A 20,834-nucleotide genomic window follows, 5' to 3' on the forward strand; every position below is an offset into this window, starting at 1 on the left:
GCTGGCTCATTGCCGAATCCTCATGGGCGCGTCCGCCGCAGCCGAACATAGAGCGCGCCCGAGCCGCCATGGTTGCGGGCGGCATGGTCGTGGCTGGAGACGAGGTGGCGGAAGGCAGGCGTCGACAGCCAGGCCGGCACGGCGCGGCGCAGGATGCCATCGCCGCCCGACGATGACCCTTTGCCGGTGATGATCAGCACGTAGCGGATGCCGCCGGCATGTGCGCGGTTGAGGAAGCTGAGCAGCAGCGAATAGGCCTCGTCCTGCGTCATGCCGTGCAGGTCGACGCGGCCTTCGATCGGCAGCCTGCCTTTTTTCAGCTTGTGCAGCGTCTGGTCGTCGAGCGAGTGCGCCACATGCGGCGGCTTCGGCTTGCCGGCCACGGCCGCAACGCCGTTGGCGGCAGGTCGCGGCGGCTCGGGCTTGGGCTCGACGATGTCGGGGATCTCGACGGCGGCCTTACCCTTCAGCGGTCGGGCCGAGCGCGCCACCAGGTTCCAGAGGATGCGGTCGTCGTCGCTGAGATGGTCGTCGCGGCGGCTCACCTTGTCGCTCCATCCAGAAGCGCACGCGGCACCAGCGCAAAGAAATCGGCCGCGTTGCGGACCACGCCGGCGATCTCGCCGGCGGCATCGCCGGAGCCGGCGAAGAGGTCGCCGCGCGCCGGTCCGGTGATGGCGGAGCCGGTGTCCTGCGCGATCATCAGCCGCCGGAACGGTTTTTGATCGAAGGCGGTGAGGGTCGGCGCATCGATGTAGAAGGGCGTGCCGAATGTGTGCAGCAGCCGGTCGACCGCGACGGAGCGGCCGGGCGTCAGCGGCACCTTGGCGGCGGCGATCGGACCAAGCGCGGCATCGTCGACCGCGGCCTCGCGGAAGAAGATATAAGAGCGGTTTTGCCACAGGATCTCGTCGACCCTGTCGGGATGCGCCTTGAACCAGGCGCGGATCGACTGCATCGTCACCTTTTCCAGCGGGATTTCACCGAGATCGCTCAAGATCTTGCCCGGGCCGGTGAAGCGCTGGCCGGACTTCGCGGCATAGGTAACGCGGGCGAGCCTGCCGTCGGTCATCTTCAGTCGTGCCGCGCCCTGCACATGGATGAAGAAGGCATCGACCTTCTCGGCGAGCCAGGCAATTTCGAGAGTCCGGCCGGCGAGCGCGCCGCGCTCGATTTCGCCACGGTCGAAATATTCGACCGGAACACCATCCGTCCGGCGGGCAAAGGCCAGATAGGCATCCATGCCGGCCGGCCGGTTGCCGTCGTCGATGTCGATCAGGTCGGCGGGGCGGGACAGCAGCGGCACGGTAAACCGCGCGGTCCTGACCGGCGAGGCCTCGACCTCAGGCTCGTAGAAGCCGGTGACGAGACCCGAGCCGTTTTCAGCCTTGACCAGCATCGGCGCGAAATGCCGTTCGAAGAAGGATCGCGCCTCTGACCTGCCCGGCGCCGAAACGGCACGCGCCTCGGCATAGGCATCGGCAAAGGCATTGAAGTCGACGCCCAACGATCCGGTGCGGTAAGGTTTTATCGGCGCGTGGAAGGCCGACCGGCGAAACGCAGCGAAGGCTGCGGCATGATCATCCCCGCTCCACCCGGACAGGTCATCAAAAGATTTTTCGCTGAGTATGGGAGAGAGCGGCACGACTGGGGCCCCGCCGCTTAAGCTCAATCTTCTTCTTCGGTGGCGACGAGCTTCCAGTTCGGGTCGCGCGAGCGGGTATCGCGGGCGAAGGTCCAGACATCCTTGACCTCGGCCACCGTCTCCGGGTCGCCATCGATGACGGCGCCGGCCTGGTCGCGGGTCGCCGAGATCAGCTCGGAGACGACGCGCAGCGTGATATGCGCTTCCGAACCCTTCATTTCGGCGGCGACGATATCGGCCTTGTCGATGCCGACGAAGGAGGACTGGATCTTCTCCGACTTTGCCTCGCGTTCGCCGATCGCGGCGACGAAGCCGTCATAGACTTCGCGCGACAGGAGATTCTTCAGCGTCTTACGGTCGCCGTCGGCATAGGCCATGACGATCATCTCATAGGCCATCTTGGCGCCGTCGACAAAGGTCTTGGGATCGAAGGACGGATCGTTGTCCTTGATCGTGCGCAGGCCCCTGTTGAGGTCGGTATCCGGCTTGGCGAAGGCGTCGATCGCGGCATAGGTCTCGGCCGCGGGTTCGCCCGGCATGCGCTTGCGCGGCAGCGACACGACATTTTCAGGCTTCTGCGCCACATCGGCCTCGCGCGTGCGGCTCGCCGAATAGGGATCGAAGGGCGGACGCTCGTTTCCGGTGCGACGTCCAAGCACGTTGCGCAGCTGGAAAAAGATCACAACTGCCGCAATCAGAAAGAAAATCGTGCCGAAGTCGAAGAAACCCATATTTTCCGCCAACTCGATCCCTGTCCTTGCCGCACCGGCGTAACCCCTCGGGGATCGCGGTCGCATAGCGTTCAACACCCAAAGCATATAGAACGGCAGGCGCTATCATTCAAATCAAAGGCAGCCATACCTATCTAAAGGCGCCAAGGCCAGCGGCGATTGTCCGCCAGCGCCGCTAAAGAAGAAAGCGATCGGTCGAGACTTTGCGCATTTCCTTTATCCCGTTGTTCCTGCTCCTGCTGCCGCTGCTGGAGATCGCCGGCTTCGTCGTCGTCGGCCGGGAAATCGGCGCTTTGGCGACGGTCGGGCTGGTCATCCTGTCCAGCGTCGCCGGTAGCCTGCTGCTTCGGCATCAGGGTTTCGGCGTCATGGCGCGGGTGCGAACGGAAATGGATGCCGGACGCGATCCCAGCCGCCAGCTCGCGCATGGCGCGATGATCGTGCTGGCGGCGATCCTTTTGATCATCCCGGGCTTCATCACCGACATCTTCGCCATTCTTCTCTTGTTGCCGCCGGTGCGCGACTTCGCCTGGCGCCTGCTCAAGAACCGCATCGTCATGGCGACCAGCTTCGGCCGCGGCTTTTCGGCCCGCCGGCGAGACAACGTCATCGACCTCGACGACAGCGACTATTCGCGCGACGATTATCCGAACCGGCCGGACCACAATTCGCCCTGGCGGCGGCTGAAAAACGATTAGTCCCGGACCTGTCGCCGATAGGGGCGGCAAAACTTGTTTTGTCCGGCCGAGCATGGTAGCGAACCCGCGATTTCAATCCGGTCAGCAATGCTGCCCAGGCAAAAGGACTTAAAGGCTCATGGCCAGCAACGATGACGCGGCGACCGGCGCCGCCAACGGCAACGGCACCCAGAACCAGCCCTCGCTCAATGTGCTTGCGCAATATGTGAAGGACCTGTCCTTCGAAAGCCCCGGCGCGCCGAACTCGCTGCGCGGCCGCGACAAGGCACCGGGCATCGCCATCAATGTCAATGTCAACGCCAACCCGCTTTCGGACAAGCAGTTCGACGTCAACCTGACGCTGAACGCCAAGGCTTCCTTCGACCAGGAAGTGCTGTTCAACGTCGAGCTGGTCTATGGCGGCGTCTTCGCCATTTCGGGCTTCCCGCAGGAGCACATGCTGCCGCTGCTCTTCATCGAATGCCCGCGGCTGCTGTTCCCCTTTGCCCGCCAGATCATCGCCGACGCCACCCGCAACGGCGGCTTCCCGCCGCTGATGCTCGACCCGATCGACTTCGCGCAGATGTTCCAGCAGAGGATCGCCGAAGACCAGGCTGCGGCGAGCAAGGTCCAGGTGAGCTGAGGCGAACCGGCGCCATATCGTATCGAGAGCCCGGCCCCGCGCCGGGCTTTTTTGTTTAGACGTCGGAGATTGGCGAAAACCTCCGCGCGGTCGTCATTCCAGGGCGGAGCAAGGAGCGGAGCGACGCGCGCAGACCCTGGAATCCATGCCGTTACGCCAATGCGTTGCAACGGTTACAGAATTCTGCTCCGTTGCACCCTACGGCAACGGGCACGGCATGGATACTCGGGTCAAGCCCGAGTATGACGACGTCACGGAGATTTTCGCCAATCTCCAACGTCAGCGCCAACAGCGCCCGCTCAACCCACCGCCACCTTGAGCCACAGCGCCTTTTCGCCGAGCGTCGAAACCAGACCGGCATGGGCCGCGCGGTCCGCTTCGCTCAGCCGCGGCGGCAGGGCGATGGGCCGGGCGCCGATGGAGATGTCGGTATCGGCCACCTCGCCGGCGCCGTTCATCTGCACGGCCACGGATTCCAGAACCAGCGCCGCCTGCTTGCCGCCGATGAGCTCGATATAGACCTCGGCCAGCAATTCGGAGTCGAGCAGCGCGCCGTGCTTGGTGCGGCGCGTGTTGTCGATGCCGTAGCGCCGGCAGAGCGCATCGAGCGAGTTCGGGCCCATCGGATGCTTGCGGCGGGCCAAAGCGAGCGTGTCGACGATGCGGCCGGGATCGATGGCCGGATGGTCGAGCCGGCTGTATTCGAGATTGAGGAAGCCGAGGTCGAAGGTGGCGTTGTGCGCGATCAGCTTGGCGCCGTCGGTGAAGGCCAGCCACTCATCGACGATTTCGGCGAAGGTCGGCTTGCCGACCAGGTCGGCGGCGCTGATGCCATGCACGGCCTGCGCCTCGGAGTGGATGGCGCGGCCTTGCGGATTGATGAATTTGTGGAAGGTGCGGCCGGTCGGGAAACGGTTGACCAGCTCGACGCCGCCGAGCTCGATGATGCGGTCGTCGCGCAAATCGAGGCCGGTGGTTTCCGTATCGAAGATGATCTCACGCATTCGAATCAATCCACTCCAAGGAGCAGAATCACAAACCAGAACAAAATGGCAATGGGGACTGCTGTCAGCGGATGTCAGGAACCATCCTAGTCCGACTTATCCCCCGTCAATTCGCCGATGATGGCGTCAACCGCCTTCCGCGCCGCGTCGAAGCCATTTCCGGTGTCGATGATGAAATCGGCCTGGCGGCGCTTTTCGGCGTCGGGCACCTGCTTGGCGAGGATAGATGAAAACCTCTCCTCGCTCATGCCCGGCCTGGCGAGCACGCGCTCGCGCTGGATTTCGGGCGACGCGGTGACGACCACGACCTTGTCGACGCGGCTGCGGCCGCCGGTTTCGAACAGCAGCGGGATGTCGAGCACTACAAGCGGCGCGCCGGCGGCGCGATGCGTTGCGAGAAACGCATCGGCGTCGGCGCGCACCAGCGGGTGAATGATTGCCTCGAGCTGCTTCAGCGCGGCCGGATCGCTGAGCACTTTTCCGGCGAGCTTGACCCGATCGACCGCGCCCGCCTGCGTCGTGCCCGGAAAAGCCTTCTCGACCAGGGGGGCTGCCTTGCCGGAATAAAGGCGATGCACGGTCTCGTCGGAATCATGCACCGGCACGCCGGCCTCGGCGAACATTTTCGCCGTGGTGGACTTGCCCATGCCGATCGATCCGGTGAGGCCAAGCACGATCATCGATGGCCCTCGATGTCGGCGACGATCATGCGCCGCAATTCGGGCGTGACGTCCGGCTTCCGGCCGAACCAGCGTTCGAAGCCGGGCACCGCCTGATGCAGCAGCATGCCGAGCCCATCGACAGTCCTCAGGCCGCGCGCCCTGGCAGCTGCCAGAAGCGGCGTCTCCAGCGGCACATAGACGATGTCGGTGACGATGGCGTGACCGGGCAACGCGCTCGGATCGGCGGCGAGGGCTTCGTTGCCATGCATGCCAAGCGCCGTGGTGTTGACGAGCAGGCCGGCATCGGCAAGCAGCTCGCCGACCGCGCCCGCGCCATGCGCCGAGACAGCGGCGCCGAAGTGGCGGGTGAGTTCCTCGGCTCTTGCGAGCGTCCGATTGACGATGCGGATATCCTTGATGCCACGCTCTTTCAGTGCGTGGATGACCGCGCGGGAGGCGCCGCCGGCGCCCAGAACCACGGCCGGCCCATTGACCGCCCAGCCCGGCGCATGGTCGTCGAGGTTGGCGGCGAAACCGTAGCCGTCCGTGTTGCCGCCCCAGAGAAGGCCATCCTCGAACCACAGTGTGTTGACGGCGCCGATCGCGTCGGCCGCATGGTCTCGGCGGGCCACTCCGGCGAAAGCGGCTTCCTTGTGCGGAATGGTGACATTGCCGCCGCGGTAGCCGCTCTCGCCGAGGGATTTCAGGAAGGCGGCGAAATCCGCCGGCGCGACGTCGATCGCCTGGTAGCTGCCGTCGATGCCGTATTGCGCCAGCCAATAACCATGGATCTTCGGCGAGCGCGAATGGGCGATCGGATGTCCGGTGACAAAAGCTTTTGCCTCAGCCATCGATGGCTCCCAAGGCGCGCAGTTCCTTCAGCACCGGCAAGAGCGGCAGGCCGACGATGGTGAAATAGTCACCCTCGATCTTCTCGAACAGCTGGATGCCTTCGCCCTCGATCTGATAGGCGCCGACGCTGGAGAGCGCCTTGGCGCCGACGCGGGCCAGGTGCCGGCCGATGAAGGCAGGGTCGAGCCTGCGCATGGTCAGGCTGGCGATGCCGACATGGCGCCACAGCACCTCGCCGTCGCGGCAAAGCACGACGGCGCTGTTCAATTGATGCGTCTTGCCGGCGAGCGCGAGCAGGTGGCGGCGAGCGCCTTCCATGTCGGCGGGCTTATGAAAAATCTCGTCGCCCAGTGACAGGGTCTGGTCGCAGCCGAGCACCAGGGAACCTGGCCTGCGCTCGCTGACCTCGGTCGCCTTGGCCTCGGCCAGGATCGAGGCGACATCCTCCGGCGAAACGCCGCTGTCCCTCAGCGGAGCCTCGAGCGCGCGCTCGTCGACATTTGCCGGCACCGCCTCGACGTCGAGGCCGGCATTGACGAGCATCGCCTTGCGGTATGGGCTGCCGGAGGCGAGGATGATCTTTTCGGGCATGATGGCTCATCCAACGGTTGCGATCCGTCCAGCACCCCTCATCCGTCTCGGCGCTGTCGCGCCGATCCACCTTCTCCCACAAGGGGAGAAGGTAAGTCCTGCATCAACGTCGCCGCAAATCGCCGCCTGGCGGTGCTCGCGGGACGCTGGCGCCGCGCTCTTCCTTCTCCCCTTGTGGGAGAAGGTGGCCGAGCGAAGCTCGGACGGATGAGGGGTGTTGGACGGAGTGCTCACTATTTCGCTTGCCCCTAGCGCGTCTTGCCCCGCAGGGCAACGATCGCGGCCGCCGTTTCCTCGATGGAGCGACGGCTGACATCGATCATCGGCCAGCCATGCCTCGTGCAGAGCTGGCGGGCATAAGCGAGCTCCTCGTTGATGGCGGCGCGGTCGACATAGTCCGTCGGCACGAAGGCGGCGCTGTTGCCTAGGATGCGGTTCTGCCTCACATGCGAGATACGCTCGGCCGTGGCGACTAGCCCGACGACCAAAGGCGTCTTGGCGTCGATCAGGCTTTCGGGCAGCGGCACACCGAGCACGATCGGGATGTTGGCGGTCTTGATGCCGCGATTGGCGAGATAGATGCTGGTCGGCGTCTTCGAGGTGCGCGAGATGCCGATCAGCACGACATCGGCATCGTCCATATTGGCCGGGAGCTGGCCGTCATCATGCTCCATGGTGAAGTTCAAGGCATCGATGCGGCGGAAATATTCGGCGTCGAGCACGTGCTGGGCACCGACGCGGCGGCCGGCCGGCGTGCCGAGATAGGACTGGAAGACGGTGAGCACCGGTTCCAGCACCGAGACGCAAGGCAGGCCCATCGCCGCGCAGCGCTCGTCGATCGAGCGGGCGAGCTTCTGGTCGACGACCGTATAGAGGATGATGCCGGGCTCCTCCTCGATGTCGTCGAAGACCTTGGCGACCTGCTTCTCGGTACGGATCAGCGGATAGATATGCTCGATGGCGCGCGCGTCCTTGTATTGCGCGGACGCTGCGCGGCCGGCCGCCAGCAGCGTCTCGCCGGTGGCGTCGGAGATCAGGTGCAGGTGGAAGAAGCTCTGAGGTTTGTTCACAGGGGATGGGTCCAGGCTGTGGGCAATTGTGGACAAGGCTGGATGGGCAGGCCTCGGGTAAGGAAGCGACTGTATCAGATGGCCGCTTGTCCACAATTCGACCCGCTGTAGGCTTTGTCGCGGCGCTGGGGACAAAACCGGGGATCAATTTTTGTCGGCCGATTTCGTCCACAGCATGGAGTTCGGAACGCAGAGCCCAAGCATTTGACTCCAAAGCCTGAATCCGCTTTGTCCCCAAAACCCTCCAAATTGCGAAAGCGAGTACGCGACAATATGCTGACTGGCCTTTTCGAGCCGCAGGCTGGACAGGTCGCAACCATCACAACCAACAGACTCTTAGAATCAGAAGACTCTTTTAAAATAGATATTTGATTTAAGAGGACCGGAGAGGGCAGCGCAGGATGGCTGGGAAACGGATCGTGCTCGACGTCCTCAAGGGCGAGACGGTTTCACCGCCGCCGCTCTGGATGATGCGTCAGGCGGGCCGCTATCTTCCGGAGTATCGCGAGACCAGGAAGCGAGCGGGATCCTTCCTCGATCTCTGCTACGATCCGGACCTCGCCGTCGAGGTGACGCTGCAGCCGATCGAGCGCTTCGGCTTCGACGCCTCGATCCTGTTCTCCGACATTCTCGTCGTGCCCAATGCCCTGGGACGCGAGGTTCGCTTCGAGGAAGGCCGCGGGCCGGTCCTGAAGCCGATCTCGGCTGCCGAGATTGCCTCGCTGAACGGCGATGTGTTTCACGTGAATCTCGAACCGGTCTACGAGACCGTGCGCCGGCTGCGCGCGAAGCTACCCGACGAGACGACGCTGCTCGGTTTCTGCGGCGCGCCCTGGACGGTGGCGACCTATATGATTGCGGGGCACGGCACGCCCGACCAGGGCCCTGCCCGGCTTTTCGCCTATCGCGAGCCCGAGACCTTCGCGATGCTTTTGAAGACACTGGCCGATCATTCGGCCGCCTATCTCATCCGCCAGATCGAAGCCGGCGCCGATGCGGTGCAGATTTTCGATTCCTGGTCGGGCGTGCTGGATGAACCGTCTTTCGAGGCTTTCTGCGTCGAACCGGTGGCGGAGATCGTCCGTCAGGTGAAGGCGGTCTACCCCGATGTGCCGGTGATCGGCTTTCCGAAGGGTGCCGGCGAACGCTATCGCGACTACAGGAGGAAGACCGGCATTGCCGGCCTCGGTCTCGACTGGACCGTGCCTTTGTCGATGGCGAAGGACTTGCAGCGCGACGGCGCGGTGCAAGGCAATCTCGATCCGCTGCGCCTGGTCGCCGGCGGCAAGGCGCTGGCCGACGGAGTCGATGCCATTTTGAGGACTTTGGGTGGCGGGCCGCTGATCTTCAATCTCGGCCACGGCATCACGCCGGAAACGCCGGTGGCGCATGTCGAGGCGATGGTCAAGATGGTGAGGGGCCAGCGATGAGCAACGAAAGCAGCATGAGCAGCGGGAACAGCACTGGCCAGGCGATGAAGCGCATGGTGATCGGTATTGCCGCGCTCGTCGTGGCAACGGCGCTTCTCTATGTCGTGGCTGGCGACGGCTTCTATCTCTGGGCGAAGGCGATCCATGTGATCGCGGTCATCTCCTGGATGGCCGGCATGCTCTATCTGCCCAGGCTGTTCGTCTATCACGTCGATGCCGAGAAAGGCTCGGTCCAATCCGAGACCTTCAAGGTGATGGAACGCCGGCTGCTCAGGGCCATCATCAATCCGGCGATGATCGTGACCTGGGTGTTCGGGCTTTGGCTGGCCTGGAAAGGCTTTGCATTCCAGGGCGGCTGGCTCCACGCCAAGATCGCGCTGGTGCTCGTCCTGTCGGGCCTGCATGGCTATCTCGCCGGCGCGGTCCGGAAATTCGCCGAGGACAAGAACGAAAAACCGGCGCGCCACTGGCGGATCGTCAATGAGATCCCCACATTATTGATGATCGTCATCGTCATCCTGGTGATCGTGAAGCCGTTCTAGATCAGGAGCATGGTTTTTTCCGAGAGCCGGTTCCCACTTTTTAGCTCACGCTGACCCCGGTTCGGGGTCATGCTTTAGCTTCCCCCGGCCCAGCCAGGATCCGCAAAAGGCGGCTTGCTCTTTCAGGCGACCGACGATAAAAGACGGGTCTTCCTTCCCGTCATGCGCCGCCCCTTTCACTCGCTTCGGCCGCGCCCGGCATTTGTCGTATTCAGCCGATTTTTCTCCCCAAAGCCTACCCAGAGTCTATCTAATGCAAGAAATGAAACTCGCAGAGTTCAAGAACAAGAAGCCGCCAGAGCTGATCGCTTATGCCGAATCGCTCGAGGTGGAGAACGCCAGCGTCATGCGCAAGCAGGAGCTGATGTTCGCGATCCTGAAGAAGCTCGCCGCCCAGGACATCGAGATCATCGGCGACGGCGTGGTCGAGGTCCTGCAGGACGGTTTCGGCTTCCTGCGCTCGGCCAATGCCAACTACCTGCCGGGCCCCGACGACATCTATATCTCGCCATCGCAGATCAGGCGCTTTTCGCTCAAGACCGGCGATACGGTCGAAGGACCGATCCGGAGCCCGAAGGAGGGCGAGCGCTATTTCGCGCTGCTCAAGGTCAACACCATCAATTTCGACGATCCCGAAAAGATCCGGCACAAGATCCATTTCGACAATCTGACGCCGCTCTATCCGACCAAGCGGCTGAAGATGGAGGTCGACAATCCGACCTCCAAGGACATCTCGCCACGCGTGATCGATCTGGTCGCGCCGATCGGCAAGGGCCAGCGCGCGCTGATCAACGCGCAGCCGCGCACCGGCAAGACGGTGCTGATGCAGAACATCGCCCATTCGATCACCGCCAACCATCCCGAATGCTATCTGATCGTGCTTCTGATCGACGAGCGTCCGGAGGAAGTGACCGACATGCAGCGTTCGGTGAAGGGTGAGGTGATCTCCTCGACCTTCGACGAGCCGGCGGCGCGCCACGTGCAGGTCGCCGAAATGGTGATCGAGAAGGCCAAGCGCCTGGTCGAGCACGGCCGCGACGTCGTCATCCTTCTGGATTCGATCACGCGCCTCGGCCGCGCCTACAACACCGTGGTGCCGTCATCCGGCAAGGTGCTGACCGGCGGTGTCGACGCCAACGCGCTGCAGCGCCCGAAGCGCTTCTTCGGCGCCGCCCGCAATATCGAGGAAGGCGGGTCGCTGACCATCATCGCGACCGCGCTGATCGATACCGGCAGCCGCATGGACGAAGTCATCTTCGAAGAGTTCAAGGGCACCGGCAACTGCGAAATCCAGCTCGACCGCAAGGTGGCCGACAAGCGCATCTACCCGGCGATGGACATCCTCAAGTCCGGCACCCGCAAGGAAGACCTGCTTGTGCCGCGCGCGGACCTGCAAAAGATCTTCGTGCTGCGCCGCATCCTCGCGCCGATGGGCACGACCGACGCGATCGAGTTCCTCATCGACAAGCTCAAGCAGACCAAGACCAATGCGGACTTCTTCGATTCGATGAATACGTGATCGGGCTGAGGCTCTTCCTCCTTCTCCCTTGTGGGAGAAGGTGGATCGGCGCGTAGCGCCGAGACGGATGAGGGGTGTTCCGGCGGAATGAGACGCTGGCTTTCCCTGGAGCACCCCTCATCCGTCGCCTTCGGCGACCTTCTCCCACAAGCTATCGCCGCAGCAACTTCTCCAACTCACCCGCATCCGTCACCACCGGCAGACACACCTGTCCGCTGCAGAACCAGGCGCCCGTCTTGTCCGTCGGCGGCAAAACGCCGCCCGGCAGCGATGGTCGATTCGCTTGCAAACCAATCGGCACAACGATGTCGACCCGGCGTGGGTCTGGATTCCGATTCGCAACCGGAACAAGGCTTGAAGAATCCGGCTTGTCTATGATGACGAGCTTCAATGGTTCGAGCGCCAGTGCGCAGGCGTTGACGATGCTGGCTTGGCCATAGGCCTGCTGGGATGCGCGGCCCATGGCGTGTTCGGCGGTCATCCAAGCCTTTTCCCAAAGATCGGGATCGCCGGTGAGCGAGGAAAGCCGCACCAGCGCTTCGACGATCTGGCTGGTGGCCGAGGGGATTGCTTCATCCACGTCGCCGCGGATGCGGATCGGAACGTCGCCGCTGTCGGACGCCGTCAGCCAATACCCGGTCTTATCGCCATCCGGATGCCAGCGGTCGAGCTCGCCGACAAACTGCCTGGCGCGATCGGAATAGGCGGGATCGCCGGTCGCCTCGAACAGCGCGATCGCCGCGTTGGTCATGGCGGCGCAATCGCTGGACAGCGCCGGAAAGAGTTTTTTCGCGCCAAGCATGGAATGCGGAAGGCGGCCGTCCTGGCTGGCCCCGACGATATGGCCGAAGGTCTTGGCTGCCGCCTCGATCCAGTCAGGCCGCTTAAGGGAGCGGCCCGCTTCGGCAAGTGCGGCGATCATCAGCCCGTTCCAGTCGGTGAGCGCCTTGCCGTCGCGGCCCGGCCTGACGCGTTTTTCGCGGACGCCCAACAGCTTCGCTTTCAAGGGTGCAAGTTGCGCGTAGTCGCCAATGCCTTGAGCTTGCTGCGCCTCGCTCTGTCGGATGATCGGCTTGCCTTCCCAGCCAGGCGGAGCTGCGAGTTCGAAATACCGGGAAAAGGTCGACGCATCGTCGCCGAGCGCGGCTTCGACTTCGTCGCGGTTCCAGGTGTAGAAAAGCCCCTCCTCGCCGTCGCTGTCGGCATCGAGACTGGCGGCGAAGGCGCCGCCGTCGACCCGCATCTCGCGCAGCAGCCAGTCGACGGTCTCTTCGATTCGTATCCGGAACAAGTCGTTGCGGGTCCCGGCATAGGCCCAGTTGCACAGGCGGATGAGCTGGGCGTTGTCGTAAAGCATCTTCTCGAAATGCGGCACCAGCCATTCGGCATCGGTCGAATAACGGCTGAGGCCGCCGCCGACGTGATCGTAAATGCCGCCGGCGAGCATTTTTTCGAGGCTGATGAGCACGGCGTCGCGATGGTTCGCCTGGCCGTCGCGTAGCCAGGATAGCCAGAGCGTGTGCATGAAGGGCGCATTCGGGAATTTCGGCGCGCCTTTCAAGCCGCCGAGATCGCGGTCGATCATGCCGTCGATGCGGCCGGCGAGATCGGCCAGCGTATCCCGGTCGAGCACCGCCTTGCCTTTGGCGCCAGCCAGTTGCTGCTCGATATGGGCGATCAAGCCGTCGGCGCTTCCGGCGAGGCTCTGCTGCTTTTCGCGCCAGGCCTTGTCGACCGCTTCCAGCACCTGGATGAAGCCCGGCCTTCCGTAACGCGCCTCGCGTGGAAAATAGGTGCCGCCCCAGAAAGGCTTGCCGTCGGGCGTCAGGAACATAGTGAGCGGCCAGCCGCCCTGCTCGCCCATGGCGTGCAGCGCCGCCATATAGATCTGGTCGATGTCCGGCCGCTCCTCGCGATCGACCTTGATATTCACGTAGAGCCGGTTCATGACGGCCGCCACGGCGTCGTTCTCAAAACTTTCATGCGCCATGACATGGCACCAATGGCAGGCGGCGTAGCCGATGGAGAGCAGGATTGGCCGCCCAAGCTCCTTGGCTTCGGCAAGGGCGGCGGGCGACCAGCCGCGCCAATGGACGGGATTGTCGCTGTGCTGCCGCAGATAGGGGCTGGCTTCGTCGGCAAGCAGATTTCGCGCGGGCAAGGTCACGATGGTCGGCTCCGCGTTCGGGTTTGGTGCCGGCAAAGGCTGGAACATGATGACCAGAAGTGCGAAGCGGTTTTCGGCCGCATCATGCTCTACCTTTTAATCTAGGCGGTTCGGCAGGTCCGGCAAATGATTTCCTCAATGGCTTCGAAGGATTCGATCGTAGCTCTATCCAGCGGCCGCTTGCCCGCCGGCATCGCGGTCATCCGTATTTCTGGCCCAGCGACTCGATTCGTGGTCGAAACGATCGCCGGTCCTATTAAGGATCGGTTTACCAATTTGCGGACCCTCAGGGCGGCTGACGGCTCGACGATCGACCACGGGCTTGTCCTGTTCTTTCCCGGGCCCGGCAGCTTCACAGGCGAGGACGTCGCCGAATTCCAGGTCCATGGCAGCCGCGCCGTCTCGGCCAAGATGTTGGAGACGATCACCGGCTTCGAGGGTGTCAGGCACGCCGAGCCGGGCGAATTCACCCGGCGCGCCTTTCTCAACGGCAAGCTGGATCTGGTCGAGACGGAGGCATTGGCCGATCTGGTCAACGCCGAGACGGAAGCGCAGCGCCGCTTCGCCCTGCGCAGTGCCGAAGGCGCGCAAAGCGAGCTCTACTCGAATTGGCGCCGCCGGCTGATCCATGCGCGGGCCATGATCGAAGCGGAGATCGATTTCGCCGACGAAGAGGATGTGCCCGGCTCCGTTTCGGACGCGGTCTGGTCCGACGTGTTGGCAATGATCGGAGAAATCGAGGCTCACATCGAAGGGTTCAAGGCCGCGGAGATCATTCGCGACGGTTTCGAAGTCGTGATCATCGGCGCGCCGAATGCCGGCAAGTCCAGCCTATTCAACGCCTTGGCGCGGCGGGAGGCTGCGATCGTCACCGACGAGCCGGGCACGACGCGCGATCTGCTCGAGGTCGTCATGGACCTCAATGGGCTGAAGGTGCGGCTTGTCGATACGGCCGGGCTGCGTGAGGCGGCGGGCAAGGTCGAGTCGATCGGCATCGAAAGAGCGCGGGCTAAAGCGGACGTGGCGGATCTCGTCCTGCTGTTGGAGGATATGGCCGATCCAGCGCCTGTTGGGGGTATCCCGGGTGGGGCCTCGTTGCTGAGGATCGGGACGAAGTCGGATATTGCCGAGACCCACAGCGGTGCCTACGACCTGGTGGTTTCTTCCAGGGACGGTACGGGACTGGACCGGCTTCTGAACGAGATCGGGGCCCGCGCCGCCGCCGCGGTTGGCGAGGCGGCCGATGTCCTGCCATCCAGGCTGCGCCATGTCGAGTTGCTCAAAGAGGCAATGGATTTCCTGCGGGCGGCGCTGTCGGGCCAAAGCCAGGAGCTGCGCGCCGAGGAGTTGCGCCTGGCGGCCGAGCGCCTTGGGCGCATCGTCGGTGCGGTCGATGTGGAAGATTTGCTCGACGTCATCTTTTCGCAGTTCTGCATCGGTAAGTGATTCACGTGAAACACTGCGCGCCCCTGCCCGGCAGCGACTCACGTGAAACACTGAAGCGATTTACCGGATCGATGTTTCACGTGAAACGAGTCCTGCCCTTATCCTTGAAGCGCATGGCATGTGGCTTCGGGATTTCGGCTGAATCGGCATGCCTTGATTGGCGTCATCCTATGCGATTGTCCTGCTTGACAGCGGGACAGAGCAGGGACATCTGTCAACCCAATCTCTGAAAGCGGATTCTTGTAAAAATGACCGATCACTATGACGTGGTGGTGGTGGGCGGCGGCCATGCCGGATGCGAGGCGGCGGGTGCTGCCGCGCGCGCCGGCGCCAGGACCGCGCTGGTGACGCTGCGCTTCGAGACGATCGGCGTCATGTCCTGCAATCCGGCGATCGGCGGTCTCGGCAAGGGACATCTCGTGCGCGAGATCGACGCCATGGACGGGCTGATGGGGCGCATCGCCGACGCCGCCGGCATCCAGTTCCGCCTGCTCAACCGCCGCAAGGGCCCCGCGGTCCGTGGTCCGCGCACCCAGGCCGACCGCAAGCTCTATCGGCTTGCAATGCAGGCAGCGATTCGCGAGCAAGCCAATCTCGACGTCGTCGAGGGCGAAGTCCTTGACCTCGAGATCCAGGACGGTCGCGTCGCGGCGGTGCTGGTTTCGGGCGACCGGCGGCTGGCTTGTGGCGCCGTCGTGCTGACCACCGGCACTTTCCTGCGCGGTCTGATCCATATCGGCGAAAAGAAGATCGTCGCCGGCCGCATGAACGAGCAGGCAAGCATGGGCCTGTCGGCGACGATGACGCGCGCTGGTTTTCAGCTTGGAAGGCTGAAGACGGGAACGCCCCCTCGCCTCGACGGCCGCACCATCGACTGGGCGGCGCTAGACGCCCAAGCGGCCGACGAGGATCCGGTACCGTTCTCACTGATGACGGACAAAATCGCCAATCCGCAGATCCATTGCGGCATCACCCGCACCATGCCGGAGACGCATGAGCTGATCCGCGCCAATCTCGGCCGCTCGGCGATGTATTCCGGCTCTATCGAAGGCGTCGGGCCCCGCTACTGCCCGTCGATCGAGGACAAGATCGTCAAGTTCGGCGACCGCGAAGGCCATCAGATTTTCCTCGAGCCGGAGGGGCTCGACGACGATACGGTCTATCCGAACGGCATCTCGACTTCGTTACCGGAGGATGTGCAACTCGAGGTCCTGAAGACAATTCCCGGGCTGGAAAAGGCAACCATGCTGCAGCCGGGCTACGCTATCGAATATGACCATGTCGATCCGCGCGAGCTGAAGACGACGCTGGAGACGAAGCGGGTCGCCGGCCTGTTCCTGGCCGGGCAGATCAACGGCACGACCGGTTATGAAGAGGCCGGCGCCCAAGGCTTGCTTGCCGGCATCAACGCGGCGCGGATGGCATCTGGCGACCAGCCGGTCGTGCTCAGCCGCACCGAGGCCTATATCGGCGTGATGGTCGATGACCTGACCAGCCGCGGTATCGCCGAGCCCTATCGCATGTTCACCTCGCGCGCCGAGTTCAGGCTTTCGCTGCGGGCCGACAATGCCGACGAGCGGCTGACGCCGCTGGCCGATAAGCTCGGCATCGCCTCGGCGGAACGGCTGCAGCGTTTTGGCGGGATGGCACAGAAGCTCAACGAGGCCCGGGCCTTGGCCAAGTCGGTCACCTGGACGCCGAACGAGGCGGCGCGGCATGGGCTTGAGATCAACAAAGACGGCGTGCGCCGCTCAGCCTATGAGCTTTTGGCGCATCCGGGCGTCGACATGGCCTGGCTCGCCAGCGTCGAGCCGCGCTTTACAAATCTCGACGCCAACACCGCCGAGCGGCTCGAAACGGAAGCGAAATATTCGGTTTACCTCGATCGCCAGCAGGCCGATGTCGCGCAGATCAGGCACGAGGAATCGCGGCTCATCCCGGAGGCGATCGACTTCTCCGACGTGCCGGGCCTGTCGAACGAGCTGAAGCAGAAGATGAAGACGCGCCAGCCGCGCTCGATTGCCGATGCGCAGCGCATGGAAGGCATGACGCCGGCGGCGCTTGCCATCATTGTCGCGCATGTCCGCAATGCCGAGCTTGCCGCGCGAAGGTCTGTGGCGTGAGCGCGGATGCCTGGGCGGATCTGCAGAAAGCAGCGGGTCCGGTTTCACGTGAAACATTCGAGCGCCTGCAGGCCTTCGAGCAGCTGTTCCTGAAATGGAACCGCAGCATCAATCTGGCGGCGCCGTCGACGCTGGACGATGTCTGGCGCCGGCATATCCTCGACAGCGCGCAGCTTGCGCGAATCGCGCCCACCGCAACACGCTGGGTCGATCTCGGCTCGGGCGGCGGGTTTCCCGGATTGGTGCTCGGCTTCCTGCTGGCCGACCGTCCCGGCGCCTCGATCGATCTGGTCGAAAGCAACCGCAAGAAAGCGTCGTTCCTGCAGTCGGTCATCGGTCAGTTCAACCTTCCTGCACGCGTTCTGGCCAAGCGTATCGACGACAGCTATGCGCTTGTTTCCGCACCGGAAATTGTCACAGCGCGGGCGCTCGCCGCGCTCCCGGACCTACTCAATCTGGCTGCGCCCTGGCTGACAAAGGGCGCCCGCGCGCTTTTCCACAAAGGCCGGGATTACCGGGCTGAAGTGGAAGAAAGCACTCACCGCTGGGCCTTCGATCTGGTAGAACATTCGAGCATGACCGACCCACTCGGCGTCATCCTCGAAATCACTGACTTGCGCCCGCGAAACAGCAATGAATTACTGGCATAAGCCCATGAGCACAGCACCGCGTATCATTACCGTCGCCAACCAGAAAGGCGGCGTCGGCAAGACGACCACGGCCATCAATCTGGCCACGGCGCTGGCCGCGATCGGCGAGCGCGTGCTGATCGTCGATCTCGATCCGCAGGGCAATGCCAGCACGGGGCTCGGCATCGACCGCAAGGACCGCACAGTCTCTTCCTATGATGTGCTGACCGGTGAGCACGAGCTGGAGGCGGCTGCCGTGCCGACGGCCGTGCCGGGCCTGTCCATCGTGCCCTCGACGCTCGACCTGCTCGGCATCGAGATGGAGATCGCCTCGGCCCCCGATCGCGTGCTCAGGCTGCGCAATGCGCTGCGCGCCGCGGCCGAACGCTCGGCGCCGTTCGGCTATGTGCTGATCGACTGCCCGCCCTCGCTCAATCTTTTGACTTTGAATTCAATGGCGGCAGCCGATTCCGTTCTCGTGCCGCTGCAATGCGAGTTCTTCGCGCTGGAAGGTCTCAGCCAGTTGCTGGAGACGGTCGAGCAGGTGCGCCATACGATCAATCCGGACCTTACCATCCAGGGCATCGTGCTCACCATGTATGACGGGCGCAACAACCTCGCCAACCAGGTGGTGCAGGATGTACGCACCCATATGGGCGACAAGGTCTATGAGACGATCATCCCGCGCAATGTGCGCGTCTCCGAAGCGCCGTCCTATGGCAAGCCGGCGATCCTCTATGACCTGAAATGCTCGGGCAGCCAGGCCTATCTGCAGCTCGCCTCCGAGGTGATCCGCCGCGAGCGCAAGCTGCGCGCGGCCTGAGGGCTCGCCCTGCGGTCTTGGTTAATCCGCCGATTCGATTCCGAAACGATCTGGACAGTATAATGAGCGAAGACCAATCGAGAAAAAGACTGGGCCGGGGCCTCGCGGCGCTGATCGGCGAAATCGACCGTCCGGCGGCGCCGGAAAAGCCGAGCCCGGCGGTGGCGGCCGACGGCAAGGTGCCGATCGAGTTCGTCAGTCCGAACCCGAAGAACCCGCGCCGGCATTTCGGCGATGCCGAGCTAACCGACCTCGCCCAGTCGATCCGCGAGCATGGCGTGGTGCAGCCGGTGGTGGCGCGCCCCTCGCCCTCGCTGCCCGGCCGCTACGAAATCATCGCCGGCGAGCGGCGCTGGCGGGCGGCGCAGCGCGCCGGCCTGACCGAGATCCCGATCATCGTGCGCGACGTCAACGACCGCACCGCGCTGGAGCTGGCGATCATCGAGAACGTGCAGCGCGCCGATCTCAATCCGGTCGAGGAGGCGCAAGGCTATCAGCAGCTCATCGACGAGCACGGCTACACCCAGGCCGATCTCGGCCAGGTGATCGGCAAGAGCCGCAGCCATGTCGCCAACACGCTGAGGCTCCTGAAGTTGCCCAATGTCATCCAGAGCATGCTGGTCGATGGCGACCTGTCGGCCGGTCATGCCCGCACGCTGGTCACCGCCGAGGACCCGGCCGGACTTGCCAAACGCATCGTCAAGGAGGGGCTTTCGGTACGCCAGGCGGAAGCGCTTGCCCAGATGCCCGCCGGTCCGACGCCGGCCAAGGTGAAGTCCGCCGCGAGCGCTCCCGAGAAAGACCCCGACACGCTGGCGCTGGAGAAGCTGATGACCGACACGCTCGGCATGATCGTCAGCATCGAGCACAAGGGCAAGGGCGGCACGCTCAAGGTGGGTTACCGCTCGCTGGAGCAGCTCGACGAGCTCTGCCGGCGGCTGAAGGACGAGCGGTAGGCGGCTGCTGCGTAACGATTTTTGCCGGCATCTGAGGTTTTGGCTTAAGGCTGGATACGCCTGATATATCTGTGATAGGCATAAAGGCAAGCCCGTCTCGCCAAGTCCACGCAGCGGACATGATGCCGCTTGCAGCGGTGCGAACCCATCGGGTTTCTACAAGGGATCGGGCGCTTCGCTCCGCCTTGCCATGCGGCGGGGGATGGCGGGAATGACGAGCGTGCTTATAGCCAAGCCGAAGGTACCGCCCCAAAAATTGCCCCACCAGTGCACATTCGGATTTGGCGACGAGGTGTAGTAGACGAGGGTTGTTGCGACGGCAGAGAAAAACAAACACCACGTGCAAAATCCCACGTAGGTCGCAAGGTTTCGAAGGATCAGATATCTCATGGCAAGAGACTATCATCACCAAGCTCCGACCGCTATGCCCGGCTTTTTGCGCGTCTGCATCACAGCCACTTGGAATCTACCTGGCGGCTGAGCACCTGAACGTTCCAGGCTCCCCGGCGACCACCGCTTGACACCCCAAGGCAACGGCGTACCCTCCATTAGTTCTAACTTAAATTACGCCCTAGCGTGCCGATCACTCGCGATGAGGGCTGTCTGCCGCTTCGCTACTGTTCGTGGAAACGGCACCGCCTTGCCAAAGCGATATGCCCGACGCGCCTGACGCAAACGGGAGGTGGAAATGGCGGTCAGTTGGCGATTGTCTGGAAATTATTTCGAGAACTGCAGCTGCGATGTCGTGTGTCCTTGCCTGCTGTCCACCAATGCGCAGCTGACATCGAAGCCGACGAAAGGCGTTTGCGACGTCGCTCTGGTCTTTCATGTCGATAAGGGCAATTACGGCGACGTCCAATTGGATGGGCTCAACGTCGCGATGGTTGCGCACACGCCGGGTCCGATGGCGGACGGCAATTGGACGGCCGCCGCCTATATCGACGAACGCGCGGACGACAGCCAAACAGAAGCACTGGGCGCCATCTTCACCGGCGCGGCGGGCGGGCCGATGGCTGCCTTCGCGCCGATGATCAGCACCAATTTCGGAGCGAAGAAGGTGCCGATCAGATACCAGATCGACGGCAAGAGGCGGTCGGTGGAGATTGCCGGCGTGATGCAGCTGGCCGTCGAACCGTTGCCGACAATGCGCGAGGACGGCGAGATGTGGGTGGCCTCCGGCCATCCCGTCAACCCCGACTGGCTCGGTATGGCGATGGGAATGGAAGGCAACACTTTCAGCGACCATGGCATGAGTTGGGACAACTCCCGCCGGAACGGACACTACGCCCCGATCAACTGGTCCGGCCAGCAGTAGTCGTTGCCG

20 protein-coding genes are annotated in these 20,834 nt (G+C 63.6%); 11 read left to right on the forward strand and 9 right to left on the reverse strand.

Annotated elements, in window-relative coordinates; translation table 11 throughout:
- Window positions 1–20 precede the first annotated feature (20 nt).
- From LB565_RS23605 to LB565_RS23615, 3 genes are read right to left on the reverse strand one after another with little or no spacing between them, the layout of a single operon-like run.
- Window positions 21–545: a Smr/MutS family protein gene (locus LB565_RS23605; RefSeq protein ID WP_224588327.1), complete on the reverse strand. Its 525-nt coding sequence runs from the start codon at window positions 543–545 to the stop codon at window positions 21–23.
- Window positions 542–1,645, reverse strand: a complete 1,104-nt coding sequence (locus LB565_RS23610) for a murein transglycosylase A (protein WP_224588328.1) — start codon at window positions 1,643–1,645, stop codon at window positions 542–544. Before LB565_RS23610 ends, LB565_RS23605 begins: the two co-directional genes overlap by 4 nt.
- Window positions 1,646–1,668: 23 nt before the next feature.
- Entirely contained in the window at window positions 1,669–2,376 is a 708-nt protein-coding gene (locus LB565_RS23615; RefSeq protein WP_224588329.1) for a Tim44/TimA family putative adaptor protein, read from the reverse strand.
- A 203-nt stretch (window positions 2,377–2,579) separates the two neighbouring features.
- Between LB565_RS23615 and LB565_RS23620 the strand changes: the two genes are divergently transcribed.
- Window positions 2,580–3,074: an FxsA family protein gene (locus LB565_RS23620; RefSeq protein ID WP_224526084.1), complete on the forward strand. Its 495-nt coding sequence runs from the start codon at window positions 2,580–2,582 to the stop codon at window positions 3,072–3,074.
- A gap of 118 nt (window positions 3,075–3,192) precedes the next feature.
- Window positions 3,193–3,696, forward strand: coding sequence for a protein-export chaperone SecB (gene secB, locus LB565_RS23625; RefSeq protein WP_040986315.1), 504 nt, complete (start codon window positions 3,193–3,195; stop codon window positions 3,694–3,696).
- Between the two features lie 299 nt (window positions 3,697–3,995).
- Here secB and dnaQ read toward each other — a convergent pair whose 3' ends face one another.
- The 5 genes from dnaQ to LB565_RS23650 all read right to left on the reverse strand — a co-directional run bounded on the left by dnaQ (window position 3,996) and on the right by LB565_RS23650 (window position 7,875).
- Window positions 3,996–4,700 (reverse strand): DNA polymerase III subunit epsilon, encoded by a 705-nt coding sequence (dnaQ, locus tag LB565_RS23630; RefSeq protein ID WP_224588330.1) that lies wholly within the window; start codon window positions 4,698–4,700, stop codon window positions 3,996–3,998.
- An 86-nt stretch (window positions 4,701–4,786) separates the two neighbouring features.
- Window positions 4,787–5,380 carry a dephospho-CoA kinase gene (gene coaE, locus LB565_RS23635; protein WP_224588331.1) on the reverse strand — a complete coding sequence of 198 codons (594 nt, stop codon included), beginning with the start codon at window positions 5,378–5,380 and terminating at the stop codon, window positions 4,787–4,789.
- Window positions 5,377–6,213, reverse strand: a complete 837-nt coding sequence (locus LB565_RS23640; RefSeq protein ID WP_224588332.1) for a shikimate dehydrogenase — start codon at window positions 6,211–6,213, stop codon at window positions 5,377–5,379. Before LB565_RS23640 ends, coaE begins: the two co-directional genes overlap by 4 nt.
- Window positions 6,206–6,805: a Maf-like protein gene (locus tag LB565_RS23645; RefSeq protein ID WP_224588333.1), complete on the reverse strand. Its 600-nt coding sequence runs from the start codon at window positions 6,803–6,805 to the stop codon at window positions 6,206–6,208. Before LB565_RS23645 ends, LB565_RS23640 begins: the two co-directional genes overlap by 8 nt.
- A 248-nt stretch (window positions 6,806–7,053) precedes the next feature.
- Window positions 7,054–7,875: a pyruvate, water dikinase regulatory protein gene (locus LB565_RS23650; RefSeq protein WP_224588334.1), complete on the reverse strand. Its 822-nt coding sequence runs from the start codon at window positions 7,873–7,875 to the stop codon at window positions 7,054–7,056.
- A 401-nt stretch (window positions 7,876–8,276) separates the two neighbouring features.
- Here LB565_RS23650 and hemE point away from each other — a divergent pair, with 401 nt between their 5' ends.
- The 3 genes from hemE to rho all read left to right on the forward strand — a co-directional run bounded on the left by hemE (window position 8,277) and on the right by rho (window position 11,366).
- Window positions 8,277–9,305 (forward strand): uroporphyrinogen decarboxylase, encoded by a 1,029-nt coding sequence (gene hemE / locus LB565_RS23655; protein ID WP_224588335.1) that lies wholly within the window; start codon window positions 8,277–8,279, stop codon window positions 9,303–9,305.
- 14 nt (window positions 9,306–9,319) lie between these two features.
- Window positions 9,320–9,847 carry a protoporphyrinogen oxidase HemJ gene (gene hemJ / locus LB565_RS23660; protein ID WP_224588336.1) on the forward strand — a complete coding sequence of 176 codons (528 nt, stop codon included), beginning with the start codon at window positions 9,320–9,322 and terminating at the stop codon, window positions 9,845–9,847.
- A 253-nt stretch (window positions 9,848–10,100) separates the two neighbouring features.
- Entirely contained in the window at window positions 10,101–11,366 is a 1,266-nt protein-coding gene (gene rho, locus LB565_RS23665) for a transcription termination factor Rho (RefSeq protein ID WP_127230347.1), read from the forward strand.
- A 151-nt stretch (window positions 11,367–11,517) separates the two neighbouring features.
- Here rho and LB565_RS23670 read toward each other — a convergent pair whose 3' ends face one another.
- Window positions 11,518–13,533, reverse strand: coding sequence for a thioredoxin domain-containing protein (locus tag LB565_RS23670; RefSeq protein ID WP_224588337.1), 2,016 nt, complete (start codon window positions 13,531–13,533; stop codon window positions 11,518–11,520).
- Window positions 13,534–13,671: 138 nt separating this feature from the next.
- Between LB565_RS23670 and mnmE the strand changes: the two genes are divergently transcribed.
- The 6 genes from mnmE to LB565_RS23700 all read left to right on the forward strand — a co-directional run bounded on the left by mnmE (window position 13,672) and on the right by LB565_RS23700 (window position 20,825).
- The gene (gene mnmE, locus LB565_RS23675; protein ID WP_224588338.1) at window positions 13,672–14,979 is read left to right on the forward strand and encodes a tRNA uridine-5-carboxymethylaminomethyl(34) synthesis GTPase MnmE; all 1,308 of its coding nucleotides are present in this window, start codon (window positions 13,672–13,674) and stop codon (window positions 14,977–14,979) included.
- 248 nt (window positions 14,980–15,227) lie between these two features.
- On the forward strand, window positions 15,228–17,102 hold the full coding sequence (gene mnmG, locus LB565_RS23680; protein ID WP_224588339.1) for a tRNA uridine-5-carboxymethylaminomethyl(34) synthesis enzyme MnmG: 1,875 nt from the start codon (window positions 15,228–15,230) through the stop codon (window positions 17,100–17,102).
- Window positions 17,099–17,752, forward strand: coding sequence for a 16S rRNA (guanine(527)-N(7))-methyltransferase RsmG (gene rsmG, locus LB565_RS23685; RefSeq protein ID WP_224588340.1), 654 nt, complete (start codon window positions 17,099–17,101; stop codon window positions 17,750–17,752). The genes mnmG and rsmG overlap by 4 nt, the downstream gene beginning before the upstream one ends.
- A gap of 4 nt (window positions 17,753–17,756) precedes the next feature.
- Window positions 17,757–18,554 (forward strand): ParA family protein, encoded by a 798-nt coding sequence (locus LB565_RS23690; protein ID WP_224588341.1) that lies wholly within the window; start codon window positions 17,757–17,759, stop codon window positions 18,552–18,554.
- Between the two features lie 62 nt (window positions 18,555–18,616).
- Window positions 18,617–19,510: a ParB/RepB/Spo0J family partition protein gene (locus LB565_RS23695; RefSeq protein ID WP_224588342.1), complete on the forward strand. Its 894-nt coding sequence runs from the start codon at window positions 18,617–18,619 to the stop codon at window positions 19,508–19,510.
- 682 nt (window positions 19,511–20,192) lie between these two features.
- Entirely contained in the window at window positions 20,193–20,825 is a 633-nt protein-coding gene (locus LB565_RS23700; protein WP_411970687.1) for a DUF1326 domain-containing protein, read from the forward strand.
- Window positions 20,826–20,834 lie beyond the last annotated feature (9 nt).

The sequence above is a fragment of the Mesorhizobium sp. CA14 genome, from assembly GCF_020165195.1.
Classification (GTDB): Bacteria; Pseudomonadota; Alphaproteobacteria; order Rhizobiales; family Rhizobiaceae; genus Mesorhizobium.

Excerpts from the sequence above, each read along its gene's own strand:
- dnaQ (WP_224588330.1), bottom strand. The coding sequence starts at position 4,700 with ATGCGTGAGATCATCTTCGATACGGAAACCACCGGCCTCGATTTGCGC.
- mnmG (WP_224588339.1), top strand. The coding sequence starts at position 15,228 with ATGACCGATCACTATGACGTGGTGGTGGTGGGCGGCGGCCATGCCGGA.
- LB565_RS23695 (WP_224588342.1), top strand. The coding sequence starts at position 18,617 with ATGAGCGAAGACCAATCGAGAAAAAGACTGGGCCGGGGCCTCGCGGCG.
- LB565_RS23690 (WP_224588341.1), top strand. The coding sequence starts at position 17,757 with ATGAGCACAGCACCGCGTATCATTACCGTCGCCAACCAGAAAGGCGGC.
- coaE (WP_224588331.1), bottom strand. The coding sequence starts at position 5,380 with ATGATCGTGCTTGGCCTCACCGGATCGATCGGCATGGGCAAGTCCACC.
- rho (WP_127230347.1), top strand. The coding sequence starts at position 10,101 with ATGCAAGAAATGAAACTCGCAGAGTTCAAGAACAAGAAGCCGCCAGAG.
- LB565_RS23645 (WP_224588333.1), bottom strand. The coding sequence starts at position 6,805 with ATGCCCGAAAAGATCATCCTCGCCTCCGGCAGCCCATACCGCAAGGCG.
- hemJ (WP_224588336.1), top strand. The coding sequence starts at position 9,320 with ATGAGCAGCGGGAACAGCACTGGCCAGGCGATGAAGCGCATGGTGATC.
- LB565_RS23640 (WP_224588332.1), bottom strand. The coding sequence starts at position 6,213 with ATGGCTGAGGCAAAAGCTTTTGTCACCGGACATCCGATCGCCCATTCG.
- secB (WP_040986315.1), top strand. The coding sequence starts at position 3,193 with ATGGCCAGCAACGATGACGCGGCGACCGGCGCCGCCAACGGCAACGGC.
- LB565_RS23615 (WP_224588329.1), bottom strand. The coding sequence starts at position 2,376 with ATGGGTTTCTTCGACTTCGGCACGATTTTCTTTCTGATTGCGGCAGTT.
- mnmE (WP_224588338.1), top strand. The coding sequence starts at position 13,672 with ATGGCTTCGAAGGATTCGATCGTAGCTCTATCCAGCGGCCGCTTGCCC.
- hemE (WP_224588335.1), top strand. The coding sequence starts at position 8,277 with ATGGCTGGGAAACGGATCGTGCTCGACGTCCTCAAGGGCGAGACGGTT.